11 protein-coding genes are annotated in these 15,472 nt (G+C 38.2%); 6 read left to right on the forward strand and 5 right to left on the reverse strand.

Going from position 1 to position 15,472, the window contains the following annotated elements:
- Positions 1 to 278: 278 nt before the first annotated feature.
- From QL986_RS08010 to QL986_RS08025, 4 genes are all read right to left on the reverse strand, one after another.
- The gene (locus QL986_RS08010; protein WP_058154990.1) at positions 279 to 3,170 is read right to left on the reverse strand and encodes a TonB-dependent receptor; all 2,892 of its coding nucleotides are present in this window, start codon (positions 3,168 to 3,170) and stop codon (positions 279 to 281) included.
- A gap of 483 nt (positions 3,171 to 3,653) precedes the next feature.
- Positions 3,654 to 4,349 (reverse strand): 2OG-Fe(II) oxygenase family protein, encoded by a 696-nt coding sequence (locus QL986_RS08015; protein WP_013465377.1) that lies wholly within the window; start codon positions 4,347 to 4,349, stop codon positions 3,654 to 3,656.
- 66 nt (positions 4,350 to 4,415) lie between these two features.
- Complete coding sequence (locus QL986_RS08020) at positions 4,416 to 7,187, reverse strand: TonB-dependent receptor (protein WP_058154991.1); 2,772 nt, start codon at positions 7,185 to 7,187, stop codon at positions 4,416 to 4,418.
- A gap of 416 nt (positions 7,188 to 7,603) precedes the next feature.
- On the reverse strand, positions 7,604 to 9,949 hold the full coding sequence (locus tag QL986_RS08025; protein ID WP_096038922.1) for a DNA polymerase II: 2,346 nt from the start codon (positions 9,947 to 9,949) through the stop codon (positions 7,604 to 7,606).
- A 60-nt stretch (positions 9,950 to 10,009) separates the two neighbouring features.
- On the opposite strand from QL986_RS08025, the gene dinG reads away from it, so the two are divergent.
- From dinG to QL986_RS08055, 6 genes are read left to right on the forward strand one after another with little or no spacing between them, the layout of a single operon-like run.
- On the forward strand, positions 10,010 to 12,085 hold the full coding sequence (gene dinG / locus QL986_RS08030; RefSeq protein WP_028834065.1) for an ATP-dependent DNA helicase DinG: 2,076 nt from the start codon (positions 10,010 to 10,012) through the stop codon (positions 12,083 to 12,085).
- Positions 12,085 to 12,861, forward strand: coding sequence for a TSUP family transporter (locus QL986_RS08035; protein ID WP_016898974.1), 777 nt, complete (start codon positions 12,085 to 12,087; stop codon positions 12,859 to 12,861). Before dinG ends, QL986_RS08035 begins: the two co-directional genes overlap by 1 nt.
- Position 12,862: 1 nt before the next feature.
- Positions 12,863 to 13,471, forward strand: a complete 609-nt coding sequence (locus QL986_RS08040) for a primosomal replication protein (RefSeq protein WP_096038607.1) — start codon at positions 12,863 to 12,865, stop codon at positions 13,469 to 13,471.
- On the forward strand, positions 13,471 to 14,358 hold the full coding sequence (locus tag QL986_RS08045; RefSeq protein WP_290191450.1) for a histone deacetylase: 888 nt from the start codon (positions 13,471 to 13,473) through the stop codon (positions 14,356 to 14,358). The genes QL986_RS08040 and QL986_RS08045 overlap by 1 nt, the downstream gene beginning before the upstream one ends.
- Before the next feature lie 50 nt (positions 14,359 to 14,408).
- Positions 14,409 to 14,681 carry a late competence development ComFB family protein gene (locus tag QL986_RS08050; RefSeq protein WP_013465384.1) on the forward strand — a complete coding sequence of 91 codons (273 nt, stop codon included), beginning with the start codon at positions 14,409 to 14,411 and terminating at the stop codon, positions 14,679 to 14,681.
- Positions 14,674 to 14,826, forward strand: a complete 153-nt coding sequence (locus QL986_RS08055; RefSeq protein WP_138764509.1) for a YbaM family protein — start codon at positions 14,674 to 14,676, stop codon at positions 14,824 to 14,826. Before QL986_RS08050 ends, QL986_RS08055 begins: the two co-directional genes overlap by 8 nt.
- 2 nt (positions 14,827 to 14,828) lie before the next feature.
- Here the strand turns inward: QL986_RS08055 and QL986_RS08060 are convergent, their stop codons facing one another.
- Positions 14,829 to 15,356 (reverse strand): sel1 repeat family protein, encoded by a 528-nt coding sequence (locus tag QL986_RS08060; RefSeq protein WP_290191451.1) that lies wholly within the window; start codon positions 15,354 to 15,356, stop codon positions 14,829 to 14,831.
- Positions 15,357 to 15,472 lie beyond the last annotated feature (116 nt).

Genomic DNA, 15,472 nt, shown 5'->3' on the forward strand with positions numbered 1-15,472 from the left:
TATTCATGCTGTTGTGTGGTAACAAGCCTAATTGCACGTTCACGAAATTCTGATGTATAGCGATTTGATTTTTTCATAGTTCCAGTTTCTCAAGTTATTGAGTCTCTGGCAAACACGGGGCGATTCACTGTTTATAAATTTAGAGAACTATATTATGTATAAATATAAAAAAATACCCTTAATCAAAATGATTAAGGGTATTTAATTACATACTTAACTTATCTGCAATTCTAAGAAACTCTATTAGTATAAAAATATTATATTAATAGGTAATAGCTTTAAAATTTGTAAGTAGCTTGTAGGTAGGCAAATCGACCAATATTATCGTAAATCGCTGAGCCTGCACCTGTGCCAGTCGTACTTCCTGGTAAGCCACGATTGAATAAGTTATCAACACCTAACTTAAAGCCAACACCACTGTCAAAGTTATAAGCGACTGAAGCATCAGTTATAAAATATGAACCGTAACGCATTTCATTTGACGGGTTAGGGTTTGCTTCTATTTGTGTAGGATTGTATAACTCAACACCGTTAATAAAGCGTGTGCTAAAATCTACAACCAGGTTTTCATAAGTATAATCAACAGAAATACTACCCTGCCATGTTTCATTACCTAATACACCTTCATAGTCTGTGTAATTTTCAGGCTCAGCTGAGAAAGGATAATCCTTTGCTTCAATCAAATAAGTACCAATAAAGCTAGTACCAAAACTACCACCTAGAGCATCAAAATCATAACCCACCTCAAAATCTACACCAGAATTAAGACTGCGTGCGATATTAAGTGCAAAACCTTTTAATAAGGTAATTTCACTTGTATTTGGATCACGAGTTATAAGACCACAGAATTGATTGTCAATACCAGTTGGTGAATCTACACAACGGTCTATGATAGTTTGAAACCCAATACCACTAATTGTGTCATCAATATCAATTTCCCAGTAATCGGCTGTTACACTAAAGCCTTCTAACCATTCTGGCTGGTAAACAATACCTGCCGTAATTGATCTAGATTCTTCTGGCTGTAGGTCTGGATTACCACCAACTAAAGTCTCAAGCGTTGCGCTATCATAACTTGAGTCAAAATCAGCAGGTACACCAAGCGCTGCACAGTTAGCTGCACGAATAGCTCGGCCTGCATCACTCAACTGATCAAGCTCAGATACTTTACATTTATCATCTACATTGGCAAATGACTGACTTTGTCCAGAAAAGAGTTCATCAATGTTTGGCGCACGCATCGCTTCAGATACTGTAAAACGAGCACGTAATTCAGGCGTAATAGTCCAATCTAAGCCTAATTTCCAGCTTGTAGCATCACCTATAGTTGAATAATCAGCATAACGTACAGCTGTGTCAAACACTAAAGTATCGATTAAGAATACATCTTCAATTAATGGTACTGATAGTTCAAAAAACGCTTCTGTTACATCATAACCACCATCCGTTTCACCAAGTGCATTAAAGAATGTAGCCCCTGTTTTAGCAAAAGCATCTTCAATCGTCACACTTGTTTCATCACGGTACTCAACACCACCAGCAAAACCAACCATACCCGCTGGTAGTTCATAAATTGCCGAATTACTAAATGTTGCATTGAATACAGTTTGCTTGATTTCTGATGTACCAATTGATGTTGTTGTCACATAGTCAATTGCTTCTTGGCTAATTGCGCCGTCACCCATAATATTTGCTGCAACACAACCATCTGCACGAGCAGTTTCACTACGACAAACGATATTGCCACTGTCATCAAACACAGCATCAATAGCGTTAGCATAATTAGCCAAAATAACATTTGCGCCATTAATACGTTCTATCTCTGACTTACCATGAACTAAAGAGATATCCATAGACCAATCATCAGTAATATAGCCTTGGATACCTGCTACAAACCGAGTTGTTTCACGAGTATTTTCTTCTAAACGGCGACCAACATCGTTGTACATTTTGTTTACACCGATCATTGATAGCCCTTCTTCATCCATCAATGCTGCAGTGTCAGCTGATAAAAATGCATTATCTCGCTGTATCATATTTGCGCCACTAAAGAAGCGGAAGAAAGGTTGGCCTATATTTTCACCTTCTGTTTTAGAATATTTAGCTTGAAAATATGCGTTTAATTCATCTGTTACGTCATAATTCGTTTTAAAGTTAAAATTAACGCGATCAAACTTAGGTTGTATTTCTGAATATTGGCGTAAGTTAATGAAATCACAACCAGCGCTTCCACAGAATTGGCCATCATCAATAGCACCTGTATAAACATCGTTTAATGAGCTATCACCATTAAATTTACCTAAAATACCACCTGTATTTGGATTCCAAACAGTTCCTTGATTTGAAATTAAATAATAACCAGCATTAGGGACTACTATTCTATCCGGATAAGCTTCGCTATCAATTTGACCTTCTGGGCGAGATTGACCTGTCACAACATCATATGGCATGGATGCATACGATGTTGCAGTCCAAGGGTTGTCTAAAGCATTCAATGAGTTTTGTGTATTATATTCTACAGAGAATGCAGCATTACCACGCCCTTCAGCAAAATCTTTACCGTAAGAAAAAGTATATTTTTCATTTTGATAAGAACTATTATCTGCAAAACCTTTCGTTGCAGATACATTAAAACCAGTAATATCTTTCTTTAATATGAAGTTAACTACACCCGTTACCGCATCGGCACCATATACCGCAGACGCACCACCAGTAATAATCTCAACTTTTTCAATCCAAGAGCTTGGAATGGTATTCGTATCAACAGAAGATGTTCCTGGGGCACTAGAAACATGACGTTTACCGTCAACTAGTACTAATGTACGTTCACTGCCCATACCACGTAAATCTAATAAACTGATACCAGCAGTACCGATAAAACGGCCTGAGTTTGCAAGTGAATAGGTAGTTGCTAAGGCTGGTAGTTTGTTTAGTACTTCACCGATATTCAAAGCACCAGTGCTAACTAAGTCTTCGCCCGTAATTACGGTTACCGGCGATGGTGAAATAGCGCCTTCACGTAATATACGTGAACCTGTTACTTCAATGCGTTCTACTTTTTCTGCATTTTCTTCTTCTGCAGCAAATGAACTTGCTGAGAAAGCAGCTGTAGAAGCTGCACCAAAAGCTATCGCTAAACGAACAGCTTTTGAAACTTTATTGTTCAACATTAAATTCTCCCTAAGGTGTTATTATATTTTTTATTTAACTAAACAGGCAAATATCAGCATTAAAACCTGTCTGTTATTTAACATCTTAAGCTTAATTTATGCACAAGGTCAACAACCCATTTACACATAAATTACAAGAACAAAGTTTTTAACTTTATTTTTTTACATTATCACCAAGTTCTTTCAAAAGTTAAATAAACGATTTAAATTAAAAGTATACTTTTAAAACAATTAATTATTTAATATCAAAAGCTTGGGCTAATTATAAAGTTTAAATACTAAATAACTTAAGTAATTATTTTGTATGAGGTAGTTATCACAATACTTGCTTTATTTAGAGCAAATAATAATTTTTTCATCTATCAATTTCTTAGAATTACATGGCTCCTCGTCTAAATAGAATTTTACTGATTACCTATTACTCATATTAATAAAGATGTTAATTAGTCTTAATAAAACTAACTTGGCGTCGCTTAAATAATATTATTTTAAGTTAAACCAGCCAGTAATTGAGTATCTTGCAGCACGAGCAAATGGAGTTACATAAGAAACAGAATGTGGTAATTGCACATCAAAAAGGGATAAAACATTACTTTTGGGCATAAACGTCTCTGTCAGCTTTCCATCCATTTCATAAAAATGTAACAAACCACCCCAGTCTGGGTGCCACTGTGGTGTAAAACCAAAAACAAAAGCGATTGCTCTTTGCTTTGTAGGGAGTACATCATTATGTCGTGTCAAAAAATTCCCTGGTACATAGCGTGTTAATTGCACACTTGCACTTTTTAAACCCTTTACACCTGTAACATCACTAATCAATTTTAAAACTTCTTGGCCATTAAGATAATTAAATAGATCCTTTAGTAACTCATCTTTTTCATTCTGAGTTATTTCATATCGCCCATAAAAAAAGCCAACCCCTTTACTCGCATTTTCATAAATAGTCTGCTGAAGCGCTCTCATTTTATTGGGAGACATATTTTTTAATTCATCATCTGATGATTGAATGTATTGGCCATTTAAAGAATATGCATTCAAATAAGGAATATTGTGTTTTAATTTTTCTGTAATTTTAGAAAAACCATCAAACTCTAAAACACTATCAACCATAATTCTCTTATTTTTAGAGTATTCCCTATGTAAATTAACTACATCAATATTTTTATTTAGTTGAATCATAAATATTCCAAAAATAAAAAAGCCACTAAAAAGTGGCTTTTAAATAAAGTTTAAGTTTCTAAGTTATTAGAACTTAATTGTAGCTCGTACATATACAAAGCGATCCATATTAACGTCGTACTCTGTAACAGAGAAGTTGTTAGTTGAGATTGCAAAGTCATTGTTAGTGTATTCACGAGAAGGTTCTTTCGCGAATAAGTTCTCAATACCTACACTAATTTTAGTGTTGTAAGCGTCTAGCGCATAACCTACAGATACATCATGTACAAAGTAAGAACCAATGTAATCAGCCATACCTGGGTAATTTTCTGCGCCGTAAGCTATGTCATAGTAGTTTTGCATACGGTCAACATAACGTGTTTGCCAATGCGCATCAAAGTCACCTTGAGACCAATCTAGAGCAAATGTGCCTTTATATTCAGGATAACCAGCATCACCATACTGCACGCCTACTTGATCTTCGCCATCGAACTCGTTAGTCATTACATAAGACAAATCAAGAGATGTTCTGAAGCTACCGTACTCAGTATCAAACTTGTATGCAGTATAAAAATCTATACCTTCAACATTGTAGGTACCTGAGTTTTGTAGGAAGTTACGTAAATCAACGATATTACCGTTAGCATCACGGTCAATGTAATCACAAGAAGATGCATTACTTCCTGAAGTACACTCGTTCAATATACGATTAGAACCGTAACGACCAATTGAGTTTTCAACTTCGATATCGTAGTAATCGATTGTGAATTCTAAACCATCAACATAGCTTGGGTTATAAACAATACCAAACGTTTTAGATTCTGATTCTTCTGGTTGTAAATCTGGAGAAGAAACGCGAGTTTCACGAATCTGTGTATTAGCTTGCGTGTAACCATTTGGTACGCCAGCACAACCAGGTAGGCTTGGAACAACACCTTCTACAGAGTTACACGGGTCTGTTAATGTAGGGTATGCATCTGCATTACCTGCATATAAGTCAGAGATTGAAGGAGCTCGGTAACCTTCAGCCCAAGTACCACGAAGAAGTAAATCATCCATTGGACGGTATTCAACACCAACTTTAGCTGTAGAGTTGCTACCATATGCACTGTGGTCAGAGAATCTAATTGCTGGTGCAATAGTTAAACCATCAAATACTGGAATTGAAAGCTCTACATAAGCTTCATCTAAACGGAAGCCACCTGAAGTTGCATCACGTTGGTTACCTGAAGTTTCACCACTTTGAGTTAGTGGATCAGGCGTATCGTAACCTGACTCTTCACGACGTTCAAAGCCAACGGCCATACCTACAACACCTGCAGGTAACTCAAATGCATCACCAGCAAAGTTTACTGTGTAATCTTTAAGTTCTAAACCTTCACGAGAAACACTGTCAAATGTTACAAAATCAACCATATCTTGTGTAATTGAGCCAGCACCACCAAATAGGTTAAGTGGTACACAAGAAGTAGATGCATTACAGTTGTCACCTAATGCTTGGTTTATACGAGTAAGGTTAAGTAGACCTGTTGTTAAAACGTCTTGGCTATTCTTACCATAAATGTAAGAAGCATCCCAAACCCAAGATGTATCACCAATACCGCCCTCTAAACCAACCATTGCACGGTAAGTAGTATCATTTTGTCTGTAAATACGGTTACCAGCTTCTACAAAACGACGTTGACCAGCAAATGGGATATAACCTTCTACACCTGAGCGAGAAGCATCACCATACAGTGTTTCACCAAATGGGTTGTAGATATTATTTTCGTGGATGTCTACTCGGCTAGCTGCTGCACCAAAAGATGCACCAATTGTTAATGGCATCGCTGCAAGTAGCTGTGAAGATTTACGGTTAGTCATCATGAAATCTGAAACGAAACGAACGTCATCACTTAAGTCATAAAAAGCTTGAACATAAAAACTGTTACGCTCTTGTGGCGTTGCAAGGTAGTTTTCAGGCGCGTAGTTGTAAACATCACCAGCTCGGTCACGGAATGAATCTAAACCTACAGCTGAACCTGCACCATTAGGAACTAAATCAAAACCAGCGTTTGACTTACCAGCGTTGTTTTCAGTGTAACCTTGAGCAAGTAAGCTATCTCGAAGATCAGGGCTGATTGCACTTGAAGTAAGACGTAAACGGCCTTTTTCAGTTGTAGAGCTGTTACCCATAGAAGAAATATCGCGATCACCTGCCCAAATTTCTTGTTGAGTTACATGGCTAGCATTAAACATTAAGCCACCGCGGTCTGAAGTAGTACCAACAGTGATGTCTGCAGAATACTGGCGACCATCGTTGTACTTTAAGTTTTCACCACCGTATACAGAAACCTCAACACCTTCAAAATCTTTACGAGTGATGATATTTACAACACCAGCAATAGCATCAGAACCGTAGATTGCAGAAGCGCCGTCTTTAACAACTTCAACACGTTCAATCGCTGACGATGGGATTGTGTTTAAATCAACTGTAGAACCTAAAGATGAAACCCAGCGCTTACCATTTACTAATACAAGAAGACGTTGTGCGCCTAAGTTACGTAAATCCATGTTTGTTGCGCCAGTACCACCGTTATTAAAGGCAGTATTAAGTGCAGCACCCGCAGCTGGAATTTGTTGAAGAATGTCACCGATGCTTAATTGACCACTAACATTTAAATCATCACGGCTAAGAACTAAAACCGGGCTAGCACTTTCTAAATCAGTACGCTTGATGCGTGAACCTGTAACCTGAATACGTTCAACTTTTTCTGCGCCTTCTTCTGCAGCAAATGAACTTGCTGAGAAAGCAGCAGTAGAAGCTGCACCAAAAGCGATCGCTAAGCGAACTGCTTTTGAAACTTTGTTATTTAACATTTGATTCTCCCTAGAATACTATTTGTTTTTGTATTTTTTTGATCACACCTTGTTAATTAATTTGTGATCACGCTTCAGATGATAATACTTCAAACACAAGGCGGTCAACATTAAATTAACTTTAAAAGCACTTTGCATGACTTTTCATTATCATTTTTGGCGGTATTTTATTAGTTTTTTAAATTAATTTATGGATACGATTTAGAAACAAACTTGATAATTAGAAACAACATCATGGTAAACAATTGATTTTTATGAGTTTTAATAAATGATTTTTTAAATTACGCTTTGTATTCTTTTTAGATAAAATTGTAACCAAGGCCACAATTGTTAATTTACCTTTAAATTTTTTATTCACCTTTGAAGTTTATAGGCGAATAATTAACTATAAAAGACTTTTTAAGCTCATAGTTAAGCTAAAACAACGAGGCTTGTGTAGATTCAGATGCTGTGTTTAATGCGCTTAATATCATTTGCGCAACAGGGTCGAGCTGTCTTTGAATGTACAGTGGGTAGTTCAGAGTGTTTTTACCGCTATAAAGCTCAGCGCCGGTTACTGCGTAAACATATTCAATCACTTGCCCGCGTTTTATTTCAAACTCAGGATGATTCGCTTTGTATTTTTTAACAGCTTGAACATGAGGAGGAATATTTTTGATGTAATCGTTAAGGTGCTGCCCTAACCGCTTTCTATATACTAATTTACGGTCGAACTCACCATTATAAAGTTTTTGAGTGTAGCTATTTATAATATCGTGCAGTTGCTGTATTTCGAAGTTGTCAGTAAATAACGTCTCAAATAATTGTGTTTGAAACTCTTGTGCAAACTCAGTCCAGTCACTACGTACCGTTTCCATACCTTTAAATACCAGTTTTTTTTCATTATTTTTGGTTACTAGCCCTACATATCGCTTTTTAGAGCCTGTTTTTTTACCTCGTATAGTTGGCATAAAAAACGGACTGTAATGAGTTTCAAATTCAATTTCTAAATAACTATGTAAATCATAGCGTTGTTTTAAATCAGCTTGCCACATGGTATTAATATGATGAACAAGTTGGCAGCCAATTTCGTTGCATTGCTCAGGGCTTTTATCTTCACAAAGTTTTACAAACGTAGAGTCGGTATCACCATATATCACCTCAAAGCCTTGCGCTTCTATCCATTTACGGGTTGTTTGCATTATCTCATGGCCACGTAACGTGATAGAACTCGATAAGCGCGGGTCGTAAAACCGACAACCCTTAGAGCCGAGTACGCCATATAAACTATTCATAATAATTTTAATCGCTTGTGAGAGCATAGGTTGATTAGTGTCTTTTGCCTCTTGGCGAGTTTGTGTCAGGTGTGCAATTAATTTGGGTAGATGGTGCTGCGTTCTTGAGAATAACGCCTGATTAAACCCTTCAACCGCTTGCTCTGGTGCATTTAACCCTGCGATTAAACCTAGTGGGTCAATACAAAACGTACGCATAATTGAAGGGTATAAGCTTTTAAAATCCAATACCAAAACGTTTTTATACAGCCCTGGAGTCGACTCCATCACATAGCCACCTGGGCTCTCAAATGAGAGCCCATGATCGCCTAAATTGGGGGCAACATAACCACTGCGGTGTAATAACGGTAAGTATAAGTTTGTAAATGCGGCAACCGAGCCACCCATGCGTTCCAGTTCGAGCCCTGTTATTTGGGTTCTGACAATGGCAAATTCAAATAGCTTTAATTTTTCGAAAATTTGATTAACCAAAATACAATCTTGACGATTATAAGCCGCTAGAGAAAGCTTATCTTCGTTAAATTGACGAACAATTTCAGTTAGTCGGTTGTCGGTTTTTATTAATTTAGATTCGTTAAGCACACGCTCTGCAACATTGGCTAATGAAAAGCTGTCAAATCGGTAAGTGGCATTTTTTAATGTATCAATGCCATCAATGACGCACCGCCCAGGAAGCGTTAATCGGGTGTAATGACCCTTATTAATATATAAAGGTTGATTATCTCGGCCAAAGTTTAGAGTAAGTCCTAACGCCTCTGCGCGTTCTTGCAATAAACTAAAGTCAAAATCAATAACATTCCAACCAATAATAACATCAGGATCGTTATTTATAATGTACTGCTGCAACTTGGTAAGCAGGTTAATTTCGTCATAGCACCAGTCTATTTCAAATGTCGAATCACTTTGCTGCGGCTCCCCTATCATCAATACACAATCTAAGCCATTTCCCACCAGTGCTACACTAAATAACACCCCATCGCCATTACATTCTATATCCAAAGAAATAGATGTAAGCGTTGGCGTGTAATCTTTGTTTGCTTTTAACTTTGCGTCACTAATTTCAATAAAGCCATTTTTAGTTGTGGCGTTACCCGTTACCCACACACCTCCTTTAATAAAGCGCTCCATTAAAAAGCGGTCACTGTGGCGTACATCGGCTTCGTAAATAGGCATTGCTTGCTCTAAAAGAGCGCGTGCAGTATATAAACTTTTTATATCGTTAAAGTAACAGGCAACACATTCGTTGCCACTAAAATGACACAACTCAACCTTATTAAACTGCGCTTTTATATTTGCCTGTGCGAGTAAAGTATTTGCAGTATGTTGCGCTGACAATGGGATGAAAAACACTGCCTGCTGGTTTTCAATAATAACTTTAAGTGGGCCATGATCAGAGCTTAGCCAATAACACAAAGTAATACCTTGCGTATTTTTAGCGCTGTATTGTTGCCTTGATAAAATAAAGCCCTGATAGATTGCTTGTGTCAATGTTCGATCCCACTTAATATATACACTGTAATTATATACATATTTTAGGTTAATCATCACATGCTATCGAGCTCACTTAAAAAAACAATTAGACAAGTACACCAGCATGTTGCAAATAACCTAACCGATTACCGCCCTCGCAGTAGTCAAAACTATTTAGTTGCTGAAATAGCAAAAACATTAGCCGGTGAATACCATAAAAAACAACGTATTTGTGTTATTGAAGCAGGCACAGGCACCGGAAAGTCATTAGCTTACTGCCTAGGCGCTCTGCCTCTGGCATTAGCACAAAAAAAGAAACTGGTTATTTCTACGGCTACTGTGGCTTTGCAAGAGCAGTTAATCGCTAAAGAACTGCCGTTTTTTAAAAAGCACTCAGGACTCGATTTTAAATTTGATTTAGTCAAAGGTCGCCAACGTTATATTTGTGCACACAAACTTCATAATGCACTAAACAGCGATAGCCAAACTCAAATGGAGTTTATGCCTACCCTTACATCGCCATTAAGCGATATGGAAACTAAGTGCTTAAAGCAACTTTACGATGCCTATATCAATAAAAAATGGCAAGGTGATAGAGACAGCTGGGCCGATACCATTCCTGATAGAGTATGGGGGCTCATTGCTTGCGATAAGCATGCTTGCCAACGCCAGATGAAAGCACACCAAACATGTCCTTTTCAACTCGCCCGCCAGCAGTTAATGCAAATGGATGTATTGGTTATAAACCATTCGTTACTGTTAGCCGATTTAGACTTAGGGGGCGGAAAAATTTTACCCGAACCCGACAACACCATTTATGTAATCGATGAAGCGCACCACCTTGCACATATTACCCGCGACTTTTCATCTGCTGCAGCTACGATAAAAGGCACGATAGATTGGCTCGACAAACTTACTAAATTCAGTGGCAAAATGGCCAAAGTGTTAGTGGGTCAAAAAGGCATTGGGCAAAACTTTAAGTTATGCGATAGCGTTAACGATGCCAACAAAGATTTAAAAGTGGTGCGCGATATACTCGACAACGCCGATTTTGAATATTCAAAAGACGATACCTATCGCTTTGAACATGGTGAAATTCCTAAATCGTTACACGCAAAAGCAAAAGACATTAGCGAAGCCACGCTTGATGCATTACGGTGTTTAAATAAGATGCACGATACCCTCACACAAGATGTAAGCGACGGTGATATTAAACCTTATGTTGCCGACCCCATTCTGGCTGAAAGTGGGCAATACATAAACCGGTTAGAACAACTTAATAAATTATGGTTTAGTTACGCTACTAAAGGCGAAGGCACACCGCATGCGCGATGGATAAAACGACTTGAATATAAAAGCCATCATGATCACCTGCTTAGCGACTGCCCTATTGAAGTCGGTTACTATTTAAAAGATAAGCTATGGAACGAATGTGCTGGAGCCGTGTTATGTTCAGCTACCTTGAGCGCACTCGGTTCATTTGATCATTTTGCCTATGAAAGCGGCCTTGCCAAAGAGGAAGGGGTGAAATTTATTAAAGTCCCCTCTCCGTTTGACTACCCAAAACAAGCCACTTTACGCATTCCGGCCTCAAGTATAGAGCCAACAGATAAAGAGTTTAGCGATCATATTGCTAAAACATTACCCGAGTATCTAAACACTAAAAAAGCCAACTTAGTGTTATTTGCCTCTTACTGGCAAATGGACCATGTAAGTAAGTTTCTTAGAACAAAAGGATTTAACTTATTAGTACAAGGTGAAATGTCGCGAGAAGCTTTACTCAAATTACATACTAAAAATATTGATGAAGGCAAAGGCAGTATTTTATTTGGTACCCAAAGTCTTTCTGAAGGGCTTGATTTACCTGGAAAATATTTAGAAAACCTGATTATTACCAAAATTCCGTTTGCGGTGCCCACCTCGCCAATAGAAGAAGCACAAGCGGAGTTTGTGCAAAGTAAAGGGGGGAATCCGTTTTTATCGATAACCGTCCCAGACGCAGCAAAGAAATTGGTACAAAGCTGTGGTAGACTGCTGCGCAAAGAAAGTGATGCAGGCACAATAACTATTTTAGATAGACGCCTAGTCACCAAACGATATGGCAAAGCCATGCTTGACACCTTACCACCTTTTAAAAGACAAATAGATTACTGATGTTTGAACTTGCACTCGACCCAACAACTTGGGCTATTTTATGTGGCGTTGCACTTTTAGCGGGCTTTATTGATGCTATTGCTGGCGGCGGTGGATTACTCACTGTACCAGCACTGTTAACGGCAGGATTACCTCCTCATTTAACGCTTGGCACTAATAAATTGGCCGCCAGTTTTGGCTCGTTAACGGCCAGTATCACCTATTATAAAAAACAACTATTTAACCCACGATTTTGGTTTGCTTCTATTATGGCTACCGCCATAGGTGCTTTGTTAGGCACACTTATTGTTGATCATTTAAGTATCGAGTTTTTAAATAAGCTCTTACCCATTATTATTATTTTAGTGGCTTGCTACAGCTTGTTTGGTAATTTAAGTACCACACAAAGTGATGATCTGCCTAAATTAACCCGCACAATAAAAGTAAAACAGTGGCTACAAGGATTAAGCCTAGGTTTTTTTGATGGTTTAGCTGGGCCTGGAACGGGAACTTTTTGGACTGCCTCAAACGGTATGCTTTATAAAATGAGTTTGCTACTCAATTGTGGTTTGGCGCGTTCAATGAATTTTGTTTCTAACTTCATCTCTCTGATCACCTTTGTTGCACTTGGCCATGTTAACTTTTTACTGGGAATTACAATGGGCTTCTTTATCATGCTTGGTGCATGGTTTGGCGCACATTCAGCTATTCGTTTTGGCAGTAAATTTATTCGCCCAGTATTTAATACTATGGTTATACTTTTAGCGTTAAAACTAATTTACGAGGCATACTTTTAAGATGCAATCTGCTGCTTTAGACAAACTACGCCAACAAGTTGCTACGCTTAAGCAACAAGCTGAGCAATTTGATAAAGCAAAATTATTTGCTAAAAATCGTTATATGCAGGCACAGCCAAGCTTATTTGACAGAGCCGTATTTAGCACCAAAAGCATGAACTTGGTTGATTACGTAGTAGAAATAGAAGATGAAATAGCCAGCCTACCACCGAGCGATCACCGCCATGCCTACACTTACGCACTTGAGCGCATTGCTAGTCAGGTACAAGCGGTCTTTAATGTAATTAAATCGACCCCTATTTGGGTGAAAGAAAACAAAAGTCATTATAAGCCTCGTGCCAAACAGCCTATTTACAAACAAGCAGTGCAAAAAATCATGCAATCATCCCATGAGTTATATGATGAGCTTAAACAAAACCATGAGTTTGAACGCCGCCTAGTACTGATGATTGAAGAGCGTAAGTTACAAATGGAAAAAGCATCACCTGCGCAAACACAAAAACTTAATCAAGAAATTTTAACCACTCATGCACGACTCGGGCGTTGTAGAAAAGCAATTTCTGCCACCGAAGACAAAATTCAACAAGTAGAAAAACAACAGTTACGCTAATGCAGCTTTATTATCACCATCTGTACTCGCAATTAGAGTTACCTGAACGCCATCGCTTTCCAATTAAAAAGTATCAGCAGCTCAAGCATGAAGTTGAATTTTTAGGCTACACCCAGTTTATATCGCCTTCGCCTGCAACTACAGCGCAGTTAAGCTTATGCCATAGCTCAGATTATATTGCTGACTTTTTAAACGGGTCGTTGACTGACAAAGCGGTGAAGAAAATGGGATTTCCGCACTCACCTGAACTAGTCGAGCGAACCCTTTATTCTGTTGGTGCCAGTATTCAAGCAGCTGAGAATGCAATGCAAACCGGCTTAGCGGCTAATTTAAGTGGCGGCTACCACCATGCTTACAGCAATTACGGTAGTGGCTTTTGTATTTTTAATGATTTAGCCATTGCGGCAGCCCACCTTATTGCAACAGAGCAAGCCGACACCGTATTAATATTTGATTGTGACGTGCATCAAGGTGACGGCACAGCACAAATAACCCAGCACCATGAGCACATAATTAGCTGCTCAATTCACTGTGAACAAAACTTTCCTCGGCAAAAACAGCACTCAAACTACGACTTTGCCTTACCTGCAAACACCACTGATGCAGAGTATTTAACAACACTAGAGCAAGCTCTTGAGTTATGTGTTCGCCTCCACCAGCCCGATATTATTTTATATAATGCGGGCGCCGATATTTATACCAAAGACGAACTTGGCTTATTTGATGTTTCTTTGGCTGGCGTATACGCGCGCGACTTTGCTGTTCTTAACTTTTGTAAGCAGCGAAACATCCCGCTTATGTGCGCTTTAGGTGGGGGTTATCAACGTAACATCAACAATTTAGTTAGTGTCCATAAGCAACTATTTAAAGCGGCTCTCGATTTATAACAATCCTTGGTATAGACTCATTACAGACAATAAAAAAGAGTGACAGGAATATGCGATTAGATGATGACATACACAACTTTTACGAAAAACTCGTTTTAGAAGAAATAGAAAAACGTAAACTTAATGAACGTTACAACGACGATGTAATGGCTGACTTTTGCTGTACCGTGCTCAATCAGTTACCACCTCGCTATATTCGATACGATGTAGACATGGCGTTTTATCTAACCCAAACAGATCGTTTAGATATGCAGCAACGCGTTGAACTTGCCATTAACTTTGCGATTGATCAGATTGCTAAAAAGAAAGATATTAATGAGTAACTCGCTAGAAGACGCCCCTACACACATAAAACTGGCTGTTGATTTAATTATGATATTAGAGCAACACGATGTAGAGCCCGAAGAAGTATTAAAAGCGCTCGATATCGTAAAAAGTGACTTTGAGAAAAAGCTAGTTAGTAACTAGCTTTACTCTATTGTTTGTATTTCATGAACGGTGACAATACCATCGTGTTTATTACAATCAATTTTAATTTCGCCGAATGTTCGTCTCGGTGATGTTGACCTACGGCAGGTCATGTTTTGAGCTTTAACACCAAACTGCTCAATATAAACGGCAACAATTGCATCTATTTCTTGTTTGTCTTCTGTTGTCGCTGCGGCATAAAAAGTATCATATTGTTGTGACCAATTTTCAACGCCAGCTTCTGCTGCAACACCTAACCACCCCATACCAAGCTTAGTTGATTGCTCTAGATATTGCCCTTTTAAAAACATAAACGCTAGGGTGTATTGTGCACTTTTATAACCCAATGCAGCAGGCTCTTCTAAATAGTTAAAAGCTTCTTCAAACTCCCCTTTTTTGTATGCCTTAACACCATTATATTCTTTTTTCTTCATGGTATTATCGCTGTAAAGACTTATTGGTGACGAATTACAGCCAGTTATTAAAGCCATCAATACCAGCAAAGTGGCACTCAATTGTCGATGATTCATTATTATCCTTAATTTATTATTGTTTTTGCCCAGAAACATACACCACTTTTAAAGCATCTGCCCTAAAACCTGTTAACATAAATTTAATATTATCATGGGATTGCAAAGCTTACAGC

It is taken from the genome of Pseudoalteromonas sp. APC 3250 (genome assembly GCF_030407915.1).
Lineage (GTDB): Bacteria > Pseudomonadota > Gammaproteobacteria > Enterobacterales > Alteromonadaceae > Pseudoalteromonas > Pseudoalteromonas tetraodonis.

Coding starts and splice junctions, on each gene's coding strand:
- QL986_RS08010 (WP_058154990.1), bottom strand. CDS start 3,170: ATGTTGAACAATAAAGTTTCAAAAGCTGTTCGTTTAGCGATAGCTTTT.
- QL986_RS08015 (WP_013465377.1), bottom strand. CDS start 4,349: ATGATTCAACTAAATAAAAATATTGATGTAGTTAATTTACATAGGGAA.
- QL986_RS08020 (WP_058154991.1), bottom strand. CDS start 7,187: ATGTTAAATAACAAAGTTTCAAAAGCAGTTCGCTTAGCGATCGCTTTT.
- dinG (WP_028834065.1), top strand. CDS start 10,010: ATGCTATCGAGCTCACTTAAAAAAACAATTAGACAAGTACACCAGCAT.
- QL986_RS08035 (WP_016898974.1), top strand. CDS start 12,085: ATGTTTGAACTTGCACTCGACCCAACAACTTGGGCTATTTTATGTGGC.
- QL986_RS08040 (WP_096038607.1), top strand. CDS start 12,863: ATGCAATCTGCTGCTTTAGACAAACTACGCCAACAAGTTGCTACGCTT.
- QL986_RS08045 (WP_290191450.1), top strand. CDS start 13,471: ATGCAGCTTTATTATCACCATCTGTACTCGCAATTAGAGTTACCTGAA.
- QL986_RS08050 (WP_013465384.1), top strand. CDS start 14,409: ATGCGATTAGATGATGACATACACAACTTTTACGAAAAACTCGTTTTA.
- QL986_RS08055 (WP_138764509.1), top strand. CDS start 14,674: ATGAGTAACTCGCTAGAAGACGCCCCTACACACATAAAACTGGCTGTT.
- QL986_RS08060 (WP_290191451.1), bottom strand. CDS start 15,356: ATGAATCATCGACAATTGAGTGCCACTTTGCTGGTATTGATGGCTTTA.